Below are 17530 nucleotides of genomic sequence, written 5' to 3' on the forward strand. Positions count from 1 at the left end.
CTTCTACTTTTAACGTCCGCGTGCCGCTTGGTTAATTGCATATTGTGTATTAATTGCGTTAATTGAAATACCGTATAACTGATTTGCTTTCATTAAATCTAGCATTTCTGTCGTTACATCCACACTATTTCCATCTTTATTCGTTTGCATTGATTTTGTTTGAATCTTTGCATATGTATTTTTCGTATTTACTGTCGGTAAGTGCATTTCATTCGTTTGATATAAATCTGGATTGCTCTTTAAGTCTGCAACATTGTTCTTATATAATGCACTACTTTTATTCATTTGCTCAGCAAATGTTACATCTTGTGCTTTATAGCCGGGTGTATTCGCATTTGCAATATTACTAGAAACAGTATTTCGTTTCGTCACTAAATAATTCATATAATGGCCTACATCACTCACTAAATCTGGCATATTCCACACCCTTTCTTTTCTAATTTCATGATCCACTGATGGAAGTTTCATTTCATTATTTATTTTCTTATATGTGTTTATTAAAATATTAACAATCATGTACCCTTACATATTTTATTCCATTTTTCCATTGTTGTCTTTAGAAAAATACAAAAATATAAAAAAGAATACAAAAAAACTGTATACACGTAATAATCTATGCAACATTTCAATATATAATCTACAAACTAAAGTTCATTTTCACATTATTTAGATTACTACTTTTTTTCATTACAGTCATAAAATGAAACCTCAATCAGCGGAAGTCTTTACTTAAACAAAGTAATGGATCCCCTCCTAAAAGGGGAATCCGTTTCTAAACTCTATCATTAAAATTTACCGTAAAATGAATTAGCTTTCATGCGCCCATCATTTGTCATAATCATTTCTTCTAAAATCTTTTGCTTATCTCGAATATGCTGCGCCGCCTTAATAATGAATGGACTTACTTCTGCCGCAACTTGTGCGCGCATTTCTTCATCCAATGTCATCATCCAACGATTTAACATTTCACTCTTCTCAGCAAACTCTCCATCTGACACTTGCAATTCACCGATTTCATTAAAACAGCCGACAAACGTCCGATAAATATCATTGTTCATTTTCAAGTGCTCCGCGGTAACCTTCTATTAAATCTTGTAACACTTTCACAATCGCATCAATGTCTTTTGCTTCACGTGTTACTTTCATCGTTTGAATTTGAATGCTAATCCAATCGTATAAACCGTACAAACTATCATATAAATCTTTCGTAATTTCAGGATTTAATTGAAGCTTTAATTCTTCAAAAATGCGTTCTAACTTTTCAAGAAGTGTGTCCCCTTCTTGCAATTTAAAAGTATTTAAAACACCTTCTAAATTGCGAAACTCTACAATACACCTTTCATAAATGAAAATTGTATTTTTAATTGGATTACTCGTCATAATATCATTTTGCATATAGCGTTGCCATGCTTGCATACGATCACTTCCTCAACTTTCATTAGTCATCACTTTTTGTTTTAGTCATTGCTTTAATCGTCTTCAACTGGCTATCAAGTAAAGCTAACTGACTTTCTAACTTTGCATATTTATCAATAATTGTTGTTTGTTTTTCCTTATTAACCTTATCAATATCTTGAATTTTTTTCTCTAAATCAGTTACTTGCTTTTCGATACTTTTAGAACGTTTTCCAATGATCCCTTCATCCCCAAATATACCATCCAACCTTTTTTCTGTATCGTGACCTAAGCCATTGAAACCAAAGAAAAATTGTTTCGTGGATTCTGGATTTTCTTTAAAAGCTGTTTTCAGTTTTTCTTCATCAAGAGTTATATTTCCTGTTTTATCAATTTGAATACCAAAAGAAAATAAATACTTATCATCTTGGGAAAATTTAAAAATACCTGTCATTGCATTATTGATAGCAAATGACACGTTATTCCCTTGCATCACTCCATTTTTACCAGTAAATAAATCTAAATTTTTAACAGCTTTATTATACTCATCTTTCATTTTTTTTATTAAATCTATCGAATTCTTTATATCAGAATCTTCAATAGTTAATTTAATTGGCTCTGTAGTTACCTTTTCTAAGTTAATAGTTAATCCTGGAATTGCATCGATCTTATTTGTTTTACTAGTTCCTTTCATTCCATTTATTGTATATTCAGCATTTATTGCTCCTGTCACTTGATGCGCAATAGCATTCGTTCCATTTGTATTTTTAGTAGAAGTAACCAATCCTATACTTTGTAAAAAACCATTGGCACCATCAGTTAATTTCAGCTCTCCAGCTTCTCCCGCAGTAGTCGATGTGAAAAATAGTTGATCCCCTAATGTATATACTGATGCACCATAATTTCCATTATTTATCTTATTGACAAGATCTTTATAAGTCATATCTTTCGAAACTTTAACTTCTTTTCCATTTATCTGGAATACATCATCCACTCCAAGTTTTAAGTCTAAACTAAATTTTTGCTCCATGCCTTCTGGAGTTTTCGGAGGAGTAAGTGGAGCTGTAGTTATTTGATGTCTTTCGGCTACTCGTTCTACTGTAATCGTATATGTTCCAGGAATAGCAGCAGCGTCCGCCTGTGCTGTCATAAAACCATCTTTGGACAAAGTTGTTTTCTTTTCATCACCTTTAAATGCGTTTAAATCTTTAAATACTTGTACAAGACTTCCAAATTCTTTTTTCATACTTGCATACACATTTTTTTCATTTGTTAACGTTTGTTTTTGTGTAGTATATGGAGACTTTTTCATTTCCAATGCTTGTAGCTCTAAATCTACTAACTTTGATGTATCTATCATGTTATTTCCTAAATTCCATATTTGCTGCCTGCCACCATAATCAGATATTGTTCCTGCCATAATTCTTCACTCCTTATTTGTTTACATATAATCTAAAATGCTCGTTTTACTCATCGTACTAACTGCTTTAAGCGTTGCTTCGTACGTCGCATTAATATAAGCTAAGTCAGAAATTGCTATTGCTAAATCGACATCTTCAATTTCTTTACGGTTTTCTTGAAGTGCTAAGTTTTGTTCGCTTAAAATTGTTTTAAATGTCTCCATTGTGTTCATTGTTGAACCGACTTCAGTTGTCCGATTAATGATGCCATCTAAATTCTCCTTATTTTCTCCTAATAACGGCTGTAACGCTTTTTGGTCACCTTTTTGCATCGCTTCGCTCATCTGTTTTAACGTTTTTATAACAGGGGATAATAACGCTTCGCTGTTACGAAACGCTTTGAATTCATAACCATCATTTAGTCGCCAGTTCACATCATTTTCTCCACCTTGATACGTACCATCTTCTGTAAATGGTGGCTTCTCTGTACTATCACCACCGAAAATATAACGACCTTGCTCTTCCGTATTCGCTAAATATACAACTTGTTTTAAAATTTGATCAATCTCTGCACCAATAGCCTTCAACTCTTTTTCACCATTTGGTCCATTTAATGCCTGCACTGTTAATTGATCCACTCTTGTTAAAGATTTTAGAACACCTTGTAAAGTATTTTCAGTTTGTGTTAATACATTTTTAGAGTCAGCTAAATCTTTTTGCATTTGTTCAATATTCGCCAATGAATGTTGAATCGCAAATGATTTACTTGCCGCAAGTGGATCTTCACTCATAAGAAGGTTTTTCTTCCCTGAAGTTACTTGATTTCGGTGGTATTGTTGTTGCACATTTAAATCCATTAACTGATTCTTTGCCCAGCTTGCATTTTGAAATGTAGATACTCTCATTTCTATCTCCTCCTTTATCTATTTCAAATTAATTTGAAGAAGAAACCAGAATTATTTCCGGCTCTCCGCTTACCTAACTTATTCCTCTACCGCACCGTATCTCTGGTCTCACACCGATAGGTCCTCTATTAGGCACTGACCGCTTCTATCCTCTGCTGGCCCTCTCTTCAAACATAAAAGAAAAGACCTTCATTTTTATCCCTCATTATCTAATAATCGAAAATAGACTATCAAACACTTCATTCATCGTAGTAATAGCTTTAGAGTTTGCAACGAAATATTTTTGGAAGGCCATTAAATTAACCATTTCCTCTTCCATATTAACGCCTTCGACACCCATCTTTTCTTCCTGAATCCCCTCTAATAAATCCCCATGAATTTTTTGATATGCATTCACTGCACTTTTATCAGATGCAACACCAACTACGAATTGGTCTAATGCTTGTTTATAAGAAAGACCTTCTTTATACTTTCCATCTGTAATTGCTGCTAGTTTATTTGCTGTTTCAGCTGATATTTTCATTTTCGAAACATCTTTTGCAAATTCCGGGTTTAATTTCATATCTTTCGCTTGATCTCCAACGAAGAACTCTTTCCCCATTACTGTGTTTACTTCATTCTTTACAGAACTCATTAGTTCTTCAAGGTTTTTCTTATAACTAGCAATCTTCGCTTTCGTATCGATTGCTGATTGGATTGCTCCACTAGTTAAAGGAATTTCCGAACCGTAAATTTCAGCAGTCATTGGTTCTTTTTCTTTATTTAATTGAAGTGGATATGTATCTTGTCCATTTACTGTTAAAACACCATTCATTCTAACACTCGCGATATTAGGATTCATAGATTCATAAGACACTTCTATATTTGCATACTTAGACATTTCTGTAATGATACGATCACGTTCATCCAAAAGTTGATTTGGCACTTGTGTACCTGCTTGTCCAATTTTTTTATTCGCTTCCGCTAAACTAGCAGCAAGACGATTAAATTCATTGACATGCGCTTCAATATCTTCTCTCGTTTGTGCTTCTGCTGTATCTAAGCCTTTCGCCAGACGATTTACTTGACTTGTAAACTTCCCAGTTTCAGAAATTAATGTATCGTAGTAATTTGGTTGTTCTGGATTTTTTGCAACTTCACGAAAGGCATTAAAGAAGCCATCCATTAAACTAGATAACGAATTCTTTCCTGTCGTTCCAACCATAGATTCTACACGTGATAAAGTCGAATTCATGTAGTTATAGTAAGAGAGTTGAGATAATTGATCGTTAAACTGTTTCGTCTTCACTTCATCTGTAATACGGTCAACGCCTAACGTTTGTACACCGTAACCTATTTTTTGTTCTGGTGAATAGCCCTGACTTGCTCCAGCCGATCCGTAATTCACCATTTGACGCACATAACCAGGCGTATGAATGTTAGATAAATTTTGTTTCGTCGTTTGTAATCCCATTTGTGCCGCTAACAAACCCGATAGCGGCGTATTATAATCAGATAGTCTCATTATGTTTCACTTCCCCTTTACAATAGTTCGTTCATAAAGATTTGTGAATTATTGTTTCGCTCTAAATTATATTCAGAAACGGAATCCACAATACTTTCTGTAGTTTTTAATAGTACGTTTAAGTAATATTGATTTTTCAAAAGAATCATTTTTACATTCTCTTCTAATTCAGCTACATTTTTTTGTAATTCTTCCATTTTTTCAATTTCTTCGTTAGAAAAATGCGAAAATAATGCACTTACGCGAAATGATTCCACGTCCTTTTCTTTACAAAACTGAACAACCATTTCTTCAAATGACCTTGATAACTTTTTTAAACCATCAATGTACTGCAATTGCTCTACTTGTAACTTTTGAACTGCATTTACATTTTTATGTTTTAAATTCTCATATATTTGTTCTCCAAGCGCTTGAATGTTTTCATATGCTTTTTGAATAATAACGAGCTTTTCATATAATTGTATGTACATATAGCTTCCTTCCCTTTTACAAGACTAAATTTACAATTAAACCGTGGATTTCTCCAATCTGATTTAACATTTCTAAATGTCCCGTTTTCGTATTAATTAAATTCATAACATCTTCTAGCTCATTTAATCCCATTTCCGCCTGTTTTACAATCGTCATTTTCTGTGAATATCCGTAACGCGGATGACGAGACATGACATCTTTATATTGCAATACATTGTCTACGTAAAAATTCAAAAATGATTTTACTGTATTTTTGTATTCCATTACATTATCAAGCGTTAATTCCATTTCAATTTTCTCTTTAATTTCTCCAATGTTATCGACAAATGCTTCCATTTGTTCTAACAATTTATCTTTTTTCGGATCTGCATGCAAATTATCCGAAAATGCAAGTCCTGTCCTGACATTTGCTTCTTTCGGCATTTGAGTAGCAGGGGGTATATGCGATAAAATTGGATTATGCGAGATCGAACGCAGCATATATATCACCTATTTATTTTTTTATTTCTTCCTAAACTTAATCGTAAAATCCAGTTATTTATAATTATACTCTGAACACTAATATTTTGCAGTTATTTTTTATAAAAGATATGTTACAATTTAGCATGAGGTGGCACAAATCTATGAATATTTTTCTTTGTGGTTCAAATCAATTAACAGCATTAGATCAAGAAGAAATAAAAAAATTTTTAACTGACTATGCTCACAAACATAAAATTTACATATTATGTTATAAATCTATCGAAAATGAGATTCTTCGTTTTTTCATCGAAAACGAAAGACTCGCTCAAAATTTATGCCTTTACACGCTACAGCCGTTACCAGCATTAACAGATGAATTTCAAGAGGTCCTTGATTACTTAAAAAAACACGGAGCCGAGTATGTCGCTTTTGATCATCCTTCCGACTCTATTTACCGATCAGATTATATGTTTTTTATAAAACAAATAATCGAAGATACCGATTTAGTGCTCTGTTTTTATAATGGGGACAAGCATACTTCTGTCATTCCCGTTGACGTTGCAAAAGAAGCAGGAATTGATGCTGTTATTTATGATTTACCAGGTTTACATGAAAAACAGATGAAAAAAAACTTTGAACAAAAAATCCGTATGATGTAAAGGGGGAGGCACAATATCGTTATTGTGCCTATTATAAATATGATAATTGAACAAGATTATGATCATTTTATCGCGAGTTTTAAACAACAATTTAATATGGATATCGCTTCATATAAACAAGATAGAATGCGTCGTAGAATCGATGCTTTTATTTCGAGAAAAGGTTTTGAGAACTACACTAATTTTTTAAGTAATTTACGTACCGATCAAAATTTATTTTTAAGTTTTATTGATTATATTACAATTAACGTTTCAGAATTTTTCAGAAATAAAGAACGTTGGCAAACGTTAGAAACGAAAGCACTACCAAAATTACTTGAACAAAATAACGGAAAATTAAAAGTATGGAGTGCCGCTTGCGCTGCCGGTGAAGAACCATACACACTCTCTTTAATTTTATCGAAGCATCTAGCTCCATTTCGTTTTGAAATACAAGCAACAGATCTTGATTTCCACATTTTAGAAACTGCAAAACGTGGTCAATATACAGAACGTTCTTTAAAAGAATTACCTATCGATTTGAAAGAGCGTCATTTCACAAAAGAGAATGATATATATTCATTACATCAAAACATTAAGCAAAACGTTACGTTCAAACAACATGACCTGTTAATGCAGTCGTTCGATACAAATTACGATTTAATCATTTGTCGCAACGTAATGATATACTTTACTGAAGAAGCAAGGGTAAAACTTTACGAAAAGTTTAGTCGTGCTTTACGAAAAGGCGGCGTACTATTTGTTGGTAGTACCGAACAAATTTTAACACCTGAACGTTATAATCTTCAGAGATTTGATACATTCTTCTACGAAAAAATATAAAAGAGGTCGTCACAATGTAAAGTGACGACCTTTTTATATAACTCGAATTAAAATAATAGCAACAATCCATACAAAGAGAAAAAGAAATGTCATAGACCATTTATGTTCTTGCATCGTTTGTTGCAGGGCCTGTGATAATTGTGTCATATTCATTTCCGCAAGCGCTCTCCATACACTTACATCCCGCTCTTTAGCAGTGCGATCTGTAACGCTAATTAAAATAGTTTCGTTAGACAATTTCGTTATGTAAGCAGTAATAACTGTTACCATTAAATTTATATTTCCTTCTGACGAATCGCTTTCCACTCTAGAAAGGAGTGCACTTACATCTAATAACGGAATATGTACCTTTCTACCAAATGATAGTTGTACTTCTGCGAAATCATACGTTCCATCTAACAAAGGAAGTTCTTTTATATGCGCCTGTTTAACAAGCCCTTGTAAACTTCTCATTACTTGTTCAAATACTTTTTCTGTTTGCTTCCCTTCTCCAGATAACGTATGTAACTTTTTAAAGAGTTGTAATACTGTATCCATCTCTTTAGAAAGCATTTCCTTCATAACCTTTCCATCACCTAAACTCGCAAGTAAAATCCCTATTTCATTATTTCTCGAAATAATCTTAGACTGTCCAGTAAACACTAGATTACTATGCTTTCGTTCTTTCTGGATTTCATGTTCCGAAATAGCTGCAGGCTGTTTTAATGGTTGTAGCGTCTTATTTTCAATTGTCGTACGTTTAATCTCCATCTAAGCGCCTCCACTACTATGAAATTATTAGCCCCATTCTTTATTACTTTTTAAAACTAAAAACAATACGAATAAACCTGACATGATGGCAAATACATTAGAAGCTTGTATTCCCTGTTCACTTTTAGCTTCTTTCTTATCATCTGGCTTTTCTTTTTTCTCTTTCTTTTTCGAAATGACTTGATTGTTATTATCTTTATCTATTTGTGCCTTCGCTTTATTTACTTCCTTGTTGTCTGTGAAAGGCTCTTTTATAACATAAGTAATTTTTTCTTTCTCTTTCAATGGTTCTTTTATAAGACCGTTTACATTCTCTTCTTTTTTCGGAATTTGAACAACTGGCGGTTTTTCTTCTGGAAGCGGGATTTCTACTTTCGAGTCTTCCTGCTTCTCAGTTTCTTTCTTATCTTCTAATTTCTCTTCTTTCTCTCGTTCTTCTACCTTTTTATCCTCTTCTGTTTTTTGCTCCAAAACAGAAACGATATACTCACTTGCCTCAACCAGTTTATTGCCGGCCGCATCCACTATCTCTACAACTAGTTCGTATGTGCCAATTGGCAACGTATCCGTTATTTCAAATACTTTTTGCCAATCCATATCACGCCTATTGTAATCTAATAAAAAGGTAATCTCTTTATTTTCTTTCCCCTTTAATATCACACGGACTTCTTTCACAACTGATTCTACGTCTGTCGCCTTCACTCGCACACGTATAGAATCGCCTTGTTTTCGTTCAATTACGTTTCCCTTCGTCTCATCAATCGTAACTTTATGCAACTTCGGTAACTCTTTATCTAGAGTTGGCACTTCATTATTTATACGAATGAGCGGGACTTTCACTTCATTTTCTACAAGCTCTTCTTTCTCGTTTTCTTTGTAACTTTGAATGAGCTGAAGGTTCCAATCACCTTGCAAATCAAAAGTCTCGACCTTGTAGTTAGCAATCCATCGCTTCGTTTCCTCTTCATACTTAAACGATAGAATTCTTTCTTGTTCATACTGATCGCCTTTTTTTGGCAAGCGCAAAATACCTTTTATACTTTGAACATTTTGCTCTTTCGGTTCTACAATAAGCCGCACTTCTTCGCCAACTTTTAATTCTGGCTTATTTACTGTAATAACCCCTTGATCCGTCTCTATCTTTTTTTCGATTTCTTGTTCATTTGCTACTTCTTGTTGTTTCTCATTATCTTGCTTCATTTCTTCTTGCTCTGGCTGCTCTTGAACTTCTTTATTTTCTTCTTGCACATTCATTTCATTTAATTTTTGTTCTGGCACATTTTGCTCTTCCGCCTGACTTTGCAGCGGGAAGAGCAAGCATACATGTATGCATAGCCAGCAAATTAGAAAGACCTTTACGCTTTTCATCTACTATTTCAACGCCTTATAGTGATTTCGTCACTTTTACTCCGAAAAATCCATCTACATTTACAAGTTCACCATACGCCACCAATACATCATTTACATAAATACGAATTGGCTCGTCAATATCCTCATCTAGTACAACCGCTTCATTCTCTTGTAAACTTAAAATATCTTGAATTGTTTTCACTGTGCTTCCAAATACAAATTTTACATTCATTTCTACATTTTGTAAGATGGATGTGTCCATGTATACTGGTTCCATTTGTTTTACTTCTTTAAATTCAATAGGTTGCACAACAGGTTCTACAATTTTTTCTTCTTCAATTTCTTCCGTAACAATCTCTTCTTCCTCTTCCATCATTGGATATAGAAGTCTTTTAACCATTTCTTTCGCTTCTGAAATCGGTAAAATTTGATACATTTTCGATTGAAGCAGGTCGCCAATTTCAAGGTTGAACGTAATTTGGACGAGTTCGTCCACTTTCATTGACTCTCCCAAATATTCCATTTCTTCTTTTAACGTTACGAATTTAACATTTGGTGGTGTCATGTCCATTTTTTCTTGAAACATTTCTGACATCGCCGTCGCAGCATGCCCCATCATTTGGTTCATGATCTCTTTAATACCGCTCAATTCTAATTCACTAAGTTCTTTCTCTGGATCAACTTCTCCTGTTCCCATCATCATTAAATCTACCATTGTTAAAGCGACATCTTTCGTAAATACGAATACATTCTCATTCTTTAGTCCTTCAACAAAATCAACATTTAAAATAACAAATGGGACTGGTACTCCGTCATAATGACGAACATTGATTGATTCTACATTCGGCGTACTAATTGTAACTGGCTGATTTAAAAGTGTTGACAATACTGTTGAAGCGGAACCAATTGAAATATTTGCAATTTCACCAAGGACATCCTTCTCTTCTTGTGTTAAATGCTCTTTTTCAACTTCTTCTACAATCTCAGTTTCCACTACTTCTGCTGGCTCGTCTTGCTCTTCTACGTCACCAGATAATTGCATTAATTTATTTACCATTCGTTTCGCATGTTCAACTGAAACAATTTGCACAAGTTTAGAGCTTACAAGATTATCTATCTTTAAATCAAACGATACTTTAACAATCGTATGATTCCCATCGATTTCAGAGATTTTCTCCATTTCTTCTGATAACTTTACAACTTTAATTGTCGGCGGAGACATATCTACTGTATCTTGGAAGAATTCAGACATAGATGTAGCTGCGAACCCCATCATTTGATTCATCGCTTCTTGTACAGCACTTAGCTCTAATTCACCAAGTTCTTTTCCGTCTTCCACTTCACCTGTTCCCATCATCATTAAATCAGCAATGGATAATGCAACATCTTGCTTAAGGACAAGAAGGTTTTCCATATCTAATCCTTTTGTAAAATGAATGTTTAATACAACGTGTGGAACTTCGACGTCGCTTGAATCATATAAATCTACCAATTCTATACGAGGAGCAGTAATGCTTACTTGCCTATTTAAGATTGTTGATAATACAGTCGAAGCTGAACCAAATGATATATTTGCAATTTCGCCAAGAATATCGCATTCTTGAGGCGTTAAATGCTCATTTTCTTTTTCTAGCACAATTGTGCTCGTATCCCCTTTTGTGTGTTGCTCAGGCATTTTCTCTGCCTCCTCATTTCTGTTTTTCTATCAAATGATATAAACTCTCATTTTATTTTAACAAACTTATTATATAAAACGTTAATATGTATTTATTCCCATTTTTAGATTAGTAACGATTAACCAAAAAGCTCCCCAATTGTATACAAGTGGGGAGCTTTCCTTCATTCCTATTATAAACCTTCTGGGTTTAAAATGAGGACCACTCGTCCATCACCGAGAATCGTCGCACCAGAGAAATAGTTAGAACTCTCTGCAAAGAAGTCACCTAATGACTTTAGGACTATTTCTCTTTGACCGATAATTGTGTTTACAATAAGTCCATAGCTGCGATGTGTATTACGAACAATTAACACAGGAACCATTTGACCATCATATGACGCAAACGCCTCATCTACTGTTTTCTCACCAAATACAGTACTTAAATGCTTCACTTCAATAATTTGATTACGGTAATTTAACACATCTTTTCCTTGTAAGGATTGGATGTCTTCTCTCTTAATCCGAATTGCTTCAACAATATTACCAAGAGGGAAAGCATAACGTTTATCATTCGTTTGAACAAGCATAGATTGAATAATGGACAACGTTAATGGCAGTTCAATTCTAAATGTACTACCTTTTCCTTCTTCAGAATCAATAATTAAATGTCCACCTAAACTATGAATCGTATGTTTCACAACATCTAATCCAACGCCACGCCCAGAAAGGTCTGATACAACTTCAGCTGTACTAAATCCTGGTTGGAAGATTAAATCAAATACTTCACGGTCCGTTAATTTATTTGCCTCAGATTCTGTTACAACACCATTTTTAATCGCTTTTTCTAATACTTTCCCTTTATGAATACCATTTCCATCATCCGTAATTTGAATAACGACATGATTTCCACTATGAAACGCTTCTAATTTAATCGTACCTGTCTCATTTTTACCTGCATCACGACGTTGTTCAACTGTTTCAACACCGTGATCAATTGCATTACGAATTAAATGAACGAGTGGGTCACCGATTTCATCAATAACAATTTTATCAACTTCGGTGTCTTCACCTGTAATTTGTAAATCGATTTTCTTCCCTAAATCTTTCGCTAACATACGTACCATACGCGGGAAACGATTGAATACCGTTTCAATTGGTACCATACGCATGTTTAGTAGTACATTTTGAATATCTTTTGAAATATCGCCTAATCGATTTAAATGCTCAATTAATTCCTTGTTTTGAATTGCTTGTGCCAATTCATCTATACGGCCACGCTCAATTACACTTTCTTCAAACATGTTCATTAATCTTTCAATTTTTTCTAATTGAACACGTATGGAACGATTTTCCACTTTACCATTTTTCGTTTTTGCAGCGCTTTTAGCAGGTGTAGCATTAGCAGATTGCTTCGATACTTCTTTAGTTGATTCCACATGCGTAGCCGCTTGTAAATCTTCCTGCATAGCTTCTTGTGTACCCAATTCTTTCGAGACTACTTCTTTTAATGTATGTCCTTGCTTCACTTCTACTTTCTCAATTTCAGAAACATGAAGCACTACTTGTTTTAATTCTTCTTCACTTTGATCAGTATCCATAAATACTGTGAACTCAAACCCGAAAGCATCTGCTTCAATTTCCTCAATACTTGGAACTGTTTTTTGTACATTACCTACATTTTGCAGTGCTTCAATACACATAATTGCACGTACTGCTTTTAAAATAGCTTGTTGCTCAACAGTTATATGCACTTCATGTGAAACTGCATCATTATTTATAGGTTCTTGCTCAATATATTCCGCAGGAGTTTCTACATTGCCATTCAATAATGCTTCTAATTTCTGCTTAGTTGTAATTACATCAATATTGCCCATTCCGCCTTGTTGCACATCTGCAACCATCTTCTCCAAATTATCAATGCACTCAAAAATCACATCAATAATCTCTGCATTTACAACTATATTCCCATGACGAATTTCATCTAAAACGTTTTCCATCTTATGCGTTAAATCCGCCATTTCCGTAAATTCCATACTCGCTGACATACCTTTAAATGTATGGGCTGAGCGGAATATTTCTCCCACAACATCCATATCAGTAGGATTTTGTTCTAAAGTTAGCACATTTTCATTTAGCGATTGTAAATGTTCTTCTGATTCCTCAAAAAATATATTTAATAGATCTGTTTGCATTTTAATCCCCTACCTGTCTAACAAACATTTCATTCATGTATAACAATTTAGTGTTTTAAAGCAAGAAAAAAGGGGGCCACACGCATATCCGCTATCAATGTTTAGATTCCTTGTGGCACCCCTTCTATATTAGCTGTTTGCTACTTTTGTTAAAGCTTCGATTACGCGATCTGCTTGGAATGGCTTTACAATAAAGTCTTTTGCCCCACCCTTAATTGCATCTAATACCATACCTTGTTGTCCCATTGCTGAACAAATAACAACTTTTGCACTTGAATCAATTTTAATAATTTCTTTTAATGCTTCAAGTCCGTCCATTTCTGGCATAGTAATATCTAATGTTACAATATCCGGTTGAAGTTCTTTAAACTTCTGAATTGCTTCTACTCCATTCTCTGCTTCACCAATAATTTCAAATTCAGAATTACTTTTTAATAAGTTTTTAATCATCGTTCGCATAAACATCGCATCGTCTACAACTAAAATTTTATGTGCCATTCTTTTTAATTCTCTCCTTCTATGTATAAATATATCTTAATATTTCACCTTATCATTCTCACTCATTATACAAAATAAAATGATAAAATTTAATATTTTTTTAAAAGAATTTTCGTATTTTCATTATTTTATTATTAAAATGATAATATACTATTCTTTTATGTAAATGACAACGCGACGGTTTTTCTCCCAATTTTGCGGTGAATCATTTGGTACTACTGGCTTTGTGTCTGCATATCCTACCGCAGCTAACCTTTTATCATCCACATTATACACTTCAATTAAGTGATGAATCATATTTGCTGCTCTTGCTGAAGACAGCTCCCAGTTAGAAGGGAATTTGTCATTATGAATAGGTCTACTATCTGTATGCCCTTCAACAACAATCGGATTTGGTACTGATTGGAAAAACCCAACTAATTGACTTATTATCTCTTTCGCTTCTGGTTTAACGTTCGCGTCACCCGTATCAAATATTAAATTATCTACTATAACGACGCTTACTCCCGTATCCTCTCGATATACATTCACTTGACTAATACCGTTATTATCTACATATGCTTTTAACTTTTTATATAATTCGTCCATTCTCTTTTTCGAGATCATTTTTTCATCATTTTTTTCATGTGAAATATCTGGTATTGTATTTTCCATTACTTTTGCATCTACTTGCTCCACGTCACTAAACTTTTCAAGCATCTGTGACAATTTTACTGCATCCTGCTTTGATGTAGCAACTAGTAATACAAAGAAAGTTAATAATAACATCGTTAAATCTGTAAAAGTCGTCATCCAACGAGGCGATCCCTTTTGCGGTCGTTGCATCATAACCATACCACTCCTTGAAATATTAGGCTGCTCGTTTTACCTTTTTTATCTTTGTTTCGTATACATATGTATCGAGTTTCAACTTTAATTTAGAAGGAATTTGACCACGATATAATTCTGAAATCGCTTCAATAACAAACTTCTTCTCTGTATATAAATCTTCAATACCACGATACACTTTTTCAGCAAGAGGGATTGCAATCATATTCGCAAGTACTGACCCATACAATGTCGTTAACATCGCAACTGCCATCCCTGTACCAATTTGCGATGTGTCTTGCAAGTTTTGAAGCATAATGATAAGACCGATTAAAGTCCCTATCATGCCCCAAGCTGGAGCGAAATCGCCAATTTTATCTAGTAATGCTGCCCCTTTTCTTAACTCATACACTTCCGTTTCAACATCTTTCATTAACACTTCTTTTAATTCATCTTCATCGTAACCACTTAACATTAATCGAATTCCTTTTTGAATAAAAGGATTGTCTACTTGCTCTCCATCAACTTCTAAAGAAAGCAAACCGTGTTTTTTAGACTTTTTCGAAAAATCGACAAACAAATCCGTTAACTGTTCTAAATCTTCTTCTTTTCTATGTAAAACAGTAAAAATACTTTTCGTATATTTTTTTATTTCTCCAAATCGATATGCCACAACAATTGTCGCAGTTGTTCCCCCTATTACAATTAAAATAGATGAAACATCTAAAAAGTTTTTAAAAGCTTTTACTCCGCCGCCGCCAATCATAATTGCCGCTATTACAATAGCAAAACCTACTATTATGCCCACTGGGCTAGAAATATCAAACTTCCTTTTTTTTCTTTCTGGTCTAGCAAACACTTGATTTTCGTCTCCCATATTCCGGCCCTTCCCTTTTCATTTTTATAAAACATTTTTTTATTTTAATAATGCGTTTTCACATATATTAAGTATTATACGCTCATCATCTATTTATCGCAATATACTCATAGAATTGACACATTTCATTTCCATATTAGAATTATAGTATGGAAATATGAGGAGGATCACGATGGAACATAACATTTTACAAGTCATTGCACTAGCAGAAAAACTAAAATATGAAATGCGACACAGCTGGCTTTCTAACGGACGTCAAGAAAGTGTTGCTGAACATACGTGGCGCATGTCTCTAATGGCCATTTTAGTTGAGCCTTATTTAGATCAAAAAGTAAACATTGAAAAATTACTTAAAATGGTTATCATTCACGACCTAGTCGAAGCTGAAGCTGGTGATATTCCTGCTTTTGATACAATGAATAGTCATGAATTACAATTACAAAAACAAATAAATGAGCAAGAAGCCATTTTGAATATTAAACGAACATTAAAAGGTTCTCTCGGTCAGGAATTATATGATTTATGGATGGAGTTTGAAGCGAAAGAAACGTACGAAGCAAAAGTTGCCAACGCACTTGATAAGCTTGAGGTGAAAATCCAGCATAACGAAGCTGATATTGATACGTGGCTACCAATTGAGCATAAAATGACATTCCAAGTAGCAAAGCATACAAACTTTGATTCTTTCCTATCTAAATTACAAAAAATGATTGAACAAGATGGAGAAAAGAAATTATTAGCTGCCGGCATTGACGTGGAAGCTTGCAAACGATAATGAAAAGACACTCAAATTGAGTGTCTTATTTCATTATCGTTGATACAGCCTGCTTGTAAATCAGTTGTTGTTTTCCATCAACTAACATTAAAACGGTAAATTTATCTATCGCAACAATTTCTCCTACTATTCTAACGCCACTCTTTAAAAAAACTGTAACAATACCTTTTTCTTCTTTTATTTGTTTATATAACTCTTCTTGTAAATGTTCCAAATAATTTCCTCTCCTTTTTCGCAAAATATCCTAATATAAAAAACTACAAATTATTTATGTAATTTATCTTTTACATTCATAAACTTATTAATAAGTATATCTAAATCTCGGCTAAATAACAAAACTTTATCATGTTCCAATCCATGTCTAGCAACAAGTTGGATTAGCTCTTTCTTTTTGTTTTCTATTTTATTGTGTAATTTTCCCATCTCCATCTCTTTACTAAAACTCCCTTTTCCCATAATATTACTTGTAAAATTATAGTACAAATCCTCTCATAAAAAAATATAAAAATGGTTTTTTTTACAATTTTTATATTTTTTATGAACAAATCGCAAATTATATAACAATTCATTCACATATCACTAGCCCAACATACAATCAAAATAACCATACAGGCGTTTGTCTAATTCAAAAAGAGACTGGCTCCTTTTCCATACAAAAAACATATTGTATATAGTAGTCCATGAATTATATAGATTAACTTACTCAAAAGGAGGAAAACATATGAGCTATGGTGGAAGTTGCGCTGGTTTCGGCGGTGGATTTGCTTTGCTTATCGTACTATTCATCCTTCTAATCATCATCGGATGTAGCTGTTGGGGTGGCGGCGGATTCGGATACTAATATATCCTATCCTTAACAATTGAACGAAAAACTATACGAAAACAGCTCATATTTGAGCTGTTTTTTCATACTTTCGTATGAATGAATATCCCTCTTTTTTGCGATTTCAACTAATAAAAAAACGTTTACTATGAAATTAAGAAATACTTTACTAAGGAGGATTAC

At 33.6% G+C, this 17530-nt stretch carries 21 protein-coding genes; 4 read left to right on the forward strand and 17 right to left on the reverse strand.

All coding sequences use genetic code 11. The annotated features are described in order from the left end of the window. Nucleotides 1-9: 9 nt before the first annotated feature. From flgB to MR115_RS11070, 8 genes are all read right to left on the reverse strand, one after another. Entirely contained in the window at nucleotides 10-468 is a 459-nt protein-coding gene (flgB, locus tag MR115_RS11035) for a flagellar basal body rod protein FlgB (RefSeq protein WP_142305789.1), read from the reverse strand. Between the two features lie 317 nt (nucleotides 469-785). Then, nucleotides 786-1058, reverse strand: a complete 273-nt coding sequence (locus MR115_RS11040; protein WP_120340500.1) for a flagellar biosynthesis protein FlgG — start codon at nucleotides 1056-1058, stop codon at nucleotides 786-788. Further along, a complete protein-coding gene (locus tag MR115_RS11045) occupies nucleotides 1048-1416 on the reverse strand; it encodes a flagellar export chaperone FliS (protein ID WP_242241243.1) in 369 nt (122 codons plus the stop codon). The genes MR115_RS11040 and MR115_RS11045 overlap by 11 nt, the downstream gene beginning before the upstream one ends. A gap of 22 nt (nucleotides 1417-1438) precedes the next feature. After that, the gene (locus tag MR115_RS11050) at nucleotides 1439-2815 is read right to left on the reverse strand and encodes a flagellar hook-associated protein 2 (RefSeq protein WP_242241245.1); all 1377 of its coding nucleotides are present in this window, start codon (nucleotides 2813-2815) and stop codon (nucleotides 1439-1441) included. A gap of 21 nt (nucleotides 2816-2836) precedes the next feature. Next, nucleotides 2837-3700, reverse strand: a complete 864-nt coding sequence (locus MR115_RS11055) for a flagellar hook-associated protein 3 (protein WP_242241247.1) — start codon at nucleotides 3698-3700, stop codon at nucleotides 2837-2839. A 205-nt stretch (nucleotides 3701-3905) separates the two neighbouring features. After that, nucleotides 3906-5204 carry a flagellar hook-associated protein FlgK gene (gene flgK / locus MR115_RS11060; protein WP_242241248.1) on the reverse strand — a complete coding sequence of 433 codons (1299 nt, stop codon included), beginning with the start codon at nucleotides 5202-5204 and terminating at the stop codon, nucleotides 3906-3908. Nucleotides 5205-5221: 17 nt separating this feature from the next. Beyond that, a complete protein-coding gene (locus tag MR115_RS11065; protein ID WP_242241250.1) occupies nucleotides 5222-5674 on the reverse strand; it encodes a hypothetical protein in 453 nt (150 codons plus the stop codon). A 16-nt stretch (nucleotides 5675-5690) separates the two neighbouring features. Next, the gene (locus MR115_RS11070) at nucleotides 5691-6155 is read right to left on the reverse strand and encodes a YaaR family protein (protein ID WP_000946323.1); all 465 of its coding nucleotides are present in this window, start codon (nucleotides 6153-6155) and stop codon (nucleotides 5691-5693) included. A gap of 143 nt (nucleotides 6156-6298) precedes the next feature. Here MR115_RS11070 and MR115_RS11075 point away from each other — a divergent pair, with 143 nt between their 5' ends. Together MR115_RS11075 and cheR are read left to right on the forward strand one after the other, a co-directional pair. Further along, nucleotides 6299-6796: a flagellar motor switch protein FliG gene (locus tag MR115_RS11075; RefSeq protein WP_242241252.1), complete on the forward strand. Its 498-nt coding sequence runs from the start codon at nucleotides 6299-6301 to the stop codon at nucleotides 6794-6796. 39 nt (nucleotides 6797-6835) lie between these two features. Beyond that, on the forward strand, nucleotides 6836-7618 hold the full coding sequence (gene cheR, locus MR115_RS11080) for a CheR family methyltransferase (protein ID WP_242241254.1): 783 nt from the start codon (nucleotides 6836-6838) through the stop codon (nucleotides 7616-7618). A gap of 33 nt (nucleotides 7619-7651) precedes the next feature. On the opposite strand, the gene MR115_RS11085 is transcribed toward cheR, so the two are convergent. The 7 genes from MR115_RS11085 to MR115_RS11115 all read right to left on the reverse strand — a co-directional run bounded on the left by MR115_RS11085 (nucleotide 7652) and on the right by MR115_RS11115 (nucleotide 15749). Continuing rightward, the gene (locus tag MR115_RS11085; RefSeq protein ID WP_242241256.1) at nucleotides 7652-8368 is read right to left on the reverse strand and encodes a hypothetical protein; all 717 of its coding nucleotides are present in this window, start codon (nucleotides 8366-8368) and stop codon (nucleotides 7652-7654) included. 27 nt (nucleotides 8369-8395) lie between these two features. Continuing rightward, nucleotides 8396-9736: a transglycosylase gene (locus MR115_RS11090; protein ID WP_242241258.1), complete on the reverse strand. Its 1341-nt coding sequence runs from the start codon at nucleotides 9734-9736 to the stop codon at nucleotides 8396-8398. 16 nt (nucleotides 9737-9752) lie between these two features. Beyond that, nucleotides 9753-11393: a flagellar motor switch protein gene (locus MR115_RS11095; protein ID WP_097817779.1), complete on the reverse strand. Its 1641-nt coding sequence runs from the start codon at nucleotides 11391-11393 to the stop codon at nucleotides 9753-9755. Nucleotides 11394-11566: 173 nt separating this feature from the next. Beyond that, on the reverse strand, nucleotides 11567-13567 hold the full coding sequence (locus MR115_RS11100) for a chemotaxis protein CheA (RefSeq protein WP_242241260.1): 2001 nt from the start codon (nucleotides 13565-13567) through the stop codon (nucleotides 11567-11569). Between the two features lie 129 nt (nucleotides 13568-13696). Continuing rightward, nucleotides 13697-14065 carry a response regulator gene (locus MR115_RS11105; RefSeq protein WP_000940570.1) on the reverse strand — a complete coding sequence of 123 codons (369 nt, stop codon included), beginning with the start codon at nucleotides 14063-14065 and terminating at the stop codon, nucleotides 13697-13699. A 150-nt stretch (nucleotides 14066-14215) separates the two neighbouring features. Continuing rightward, a complete protein-coding gene (locus MR115_RS11110) occupies nucleotides 14216-14893 on the reverse strand; it encodes an OmpA family protein (RefSeq protein ID WP_097864583.1) in 678 nt (225 codons plus the stop codon). Nucleotides 14894-14915: 22 nt separating this feature from the next. Then, nucleotides 14916-15749, reverse strand: a complete 834-nt coding sequence (locus MR115_RS11115; RefSeq protein ID WP_000502146.1) for a flagellar motor protein MotP — start codon at nucleotides 15747-15749, stop codon at nucleotides 14916-14918. 172 nt (nucleotides 15750-15921) lie between these two features. Between MR115_RS11115 and MR115_RS11120 the strand changes: the two genes are divergently transcribed. After that, complete coding sequence (locus tag MR115_RS11120) at nucleotides 15922-16524, forward strand: HD domain-containing protein (RefSeq protein ID WP_098585644.1); 603 nt, start codon at nucleotides 15922-15924, stop codon at nucleotides 16522-16524. Nucleotides 16525-16549: 25 nt separating this feature from the next. Here the strand turns inward: MR115_RS11120 and hfq are convergent, their stop codons facing one another. Together hfq and MR115_RS11130 are read right to left on the reverse strand one after the other, a co-directional pair. Beyond that, the gene (gene hfq, locus MR115_RS11125; protein ID WP_000400662.1) at nucleotides 16550-16738 is read right to left on the reverse strand and encodes an RNA chaperone Hfq; all 189 of its coding nucleotides are present in this window, start codon (nucleotides 16736-16738) and stop codon (nucleotides 16550-16552) included. A gap of 50 nt (nucleotides 16739-16788) precedes the next feature. Beyond that, a complete protein-coding gene (locus MR115_RS11130; RefSeq protein WP_071743560.1) occupies nucleotides 16789-17007 on the reverse strand; it encodes an aspartyl-phosphate phosphatase Spo0E family protein in 219 nt (72 codons plus the stop codon). A gap of 238 nt (nucleotides 17008-17245) precedes the next feature. On the opposite strand from MR115_RS11130, the gene MR115_RS11135 reads away from it, so the two are divergent. Further along, nucleotides 17246-17365, forward strand: a complete 120-nt coding sequence (locus MR115_RS11135) for a YjcZ family sporulation protein (protein ID WP_098872753.1) — start codon at nucleotides 17246-17248, stop codon at nucleotides 17363-17365. The last annotated feature ends 165 nt before the right edge of the window (nucleotides 17366-17530 follow it).

Source organism: Bacillus cereus group sp. BfR-BA-01309 (assembly GCF_022664315.1).
GTDB lineage: Bacteria > Bacillota > Bacilli > Bacillales > Bacillaceae_G > Bacillus_A > Bacillus_A mobilis.

Coding starts and splice junctions, on each gene's coding strand:
- MR115_RS11110 (WP_097864583.1), bottom strand. CDS start 14,893: ATGATGCAACGACCGCAAAAGGGATCGCCTCGTTGGATGACGACTTTT.
- flgK (WP_242241248.1), bottom strand. CDS start 5,204: ATGAGACTATCTGATTATAATACGCCGCTATCGGGTTTGTTAGCGGCA.
- MR115_RS11045 (WP_242241243.1), bottom strand. CDS start 1,416: ATGCAAGCATGGCAACGCTATATGCAAAATGATATTATGACGAGTAAT.
- flgB (WP_142305789.1), bottom strand. CDS start 468: ATGAAACTTCCATCAGTGGATCATGAAATTAGAAAAGAAAGGGTGTGG.
- MR115_RS11085 (WP_242241256.1), bottom strand. CDS start 8,368: ATGGAGATTAAACGTACGACAATTGAAAATAAGACGCTACAACCATTA.
- MR115_RS11050 (WP_242241245.1), bottom strand. CDS start 2,815: ATGGCAGGAACAATATCTGATTATGGTGGCAGGCAGCAAATATGGAAT.
- MR115_RS11075 (WP_242241252.1), top strand. CDS start 6,299: ATGAATATTTTTCTTTGTGGTTCAAATCAATTAACAGCATTAGATCAA.
- MR115_RS11115 (WP_000502146.1), bottom strand. CDS start 15,749: ATGGGAGACGAAAATCAAGTGTTTGCTAGACCAGAAAGAAAAAAAAGG.
- MR115_RS11040 (WP_120340500.1), bottom strand. CDS start 1,058: ATGAACAATGATATTTATCGGACGTTTGTCGGCTGTTTTAATGAAATC.
- MR115_RS11135 (WP_098872753.1), top strand. CDS start 17,246: ATGAGCTATGGTGGAAGTTGCGCTGGTTTCGGCGGTGGATTTGCTTTG.
- MR115_RS11105 (WP_000940570.1), bottom strand. CDS start 14,065: ATGGCACATAAAATTTTAGTTGTAGACGATGCGATGTTTATGCGAACG.
- MR115_RS11070 (WP_000946323.1), bottom strand. CDS start 6,155: ATGCTGCGTTCGATCTCGCATAATCCAATTTTATCGCATATACCCCCT.
- MR115_RS11055 (WP_242241247.1), bottom strand. CDS start 3,700: ATGAGAGTATCTACATTTCAAAATGCAAGCTGGGCAAAGAATCAGTTA.
- MR115_RS11100 (WP_242241260.1), bottom strand. CDS start 13,567: ATGCAAACAGATCTATTAAATATATTTTTTGAGGAATCAGAAGAACAT.
- MR115_RS11095 (WP_097817779.1), bottom strand. CDS start 11,393: ATGCCTGAGCAACACACAAAAGGGGATACGAGCACAATTGTGCTAGAA.
- MR115_RS11090 (WP_242241258.1), bottom strand. CDS start 9,736: ATGAAAAGCGTAAAGGTCTTTCTAATTTGCTGGCTATGCATACATGTA.
- MR115_RS11120 (WP_098585644.1), top strand. CDS start 15,922: ATGGAACATAACATTTTACAAGTCATTGCACTAGCAGAAAAACTAAAA.
- MR115_RS11065 (WP_242241250.1), bottom strand. CDS start 5,674: ATGTACATACAATTATATGAAAAGCTCGTTATTATTCAAAAAGCATAT.
- cheR (WP_242241254.1), top strand. CDS start 6,836: ATGATAATTGAACAAGATTATGATCATTTTATCGCGAGTTTTAAACAA.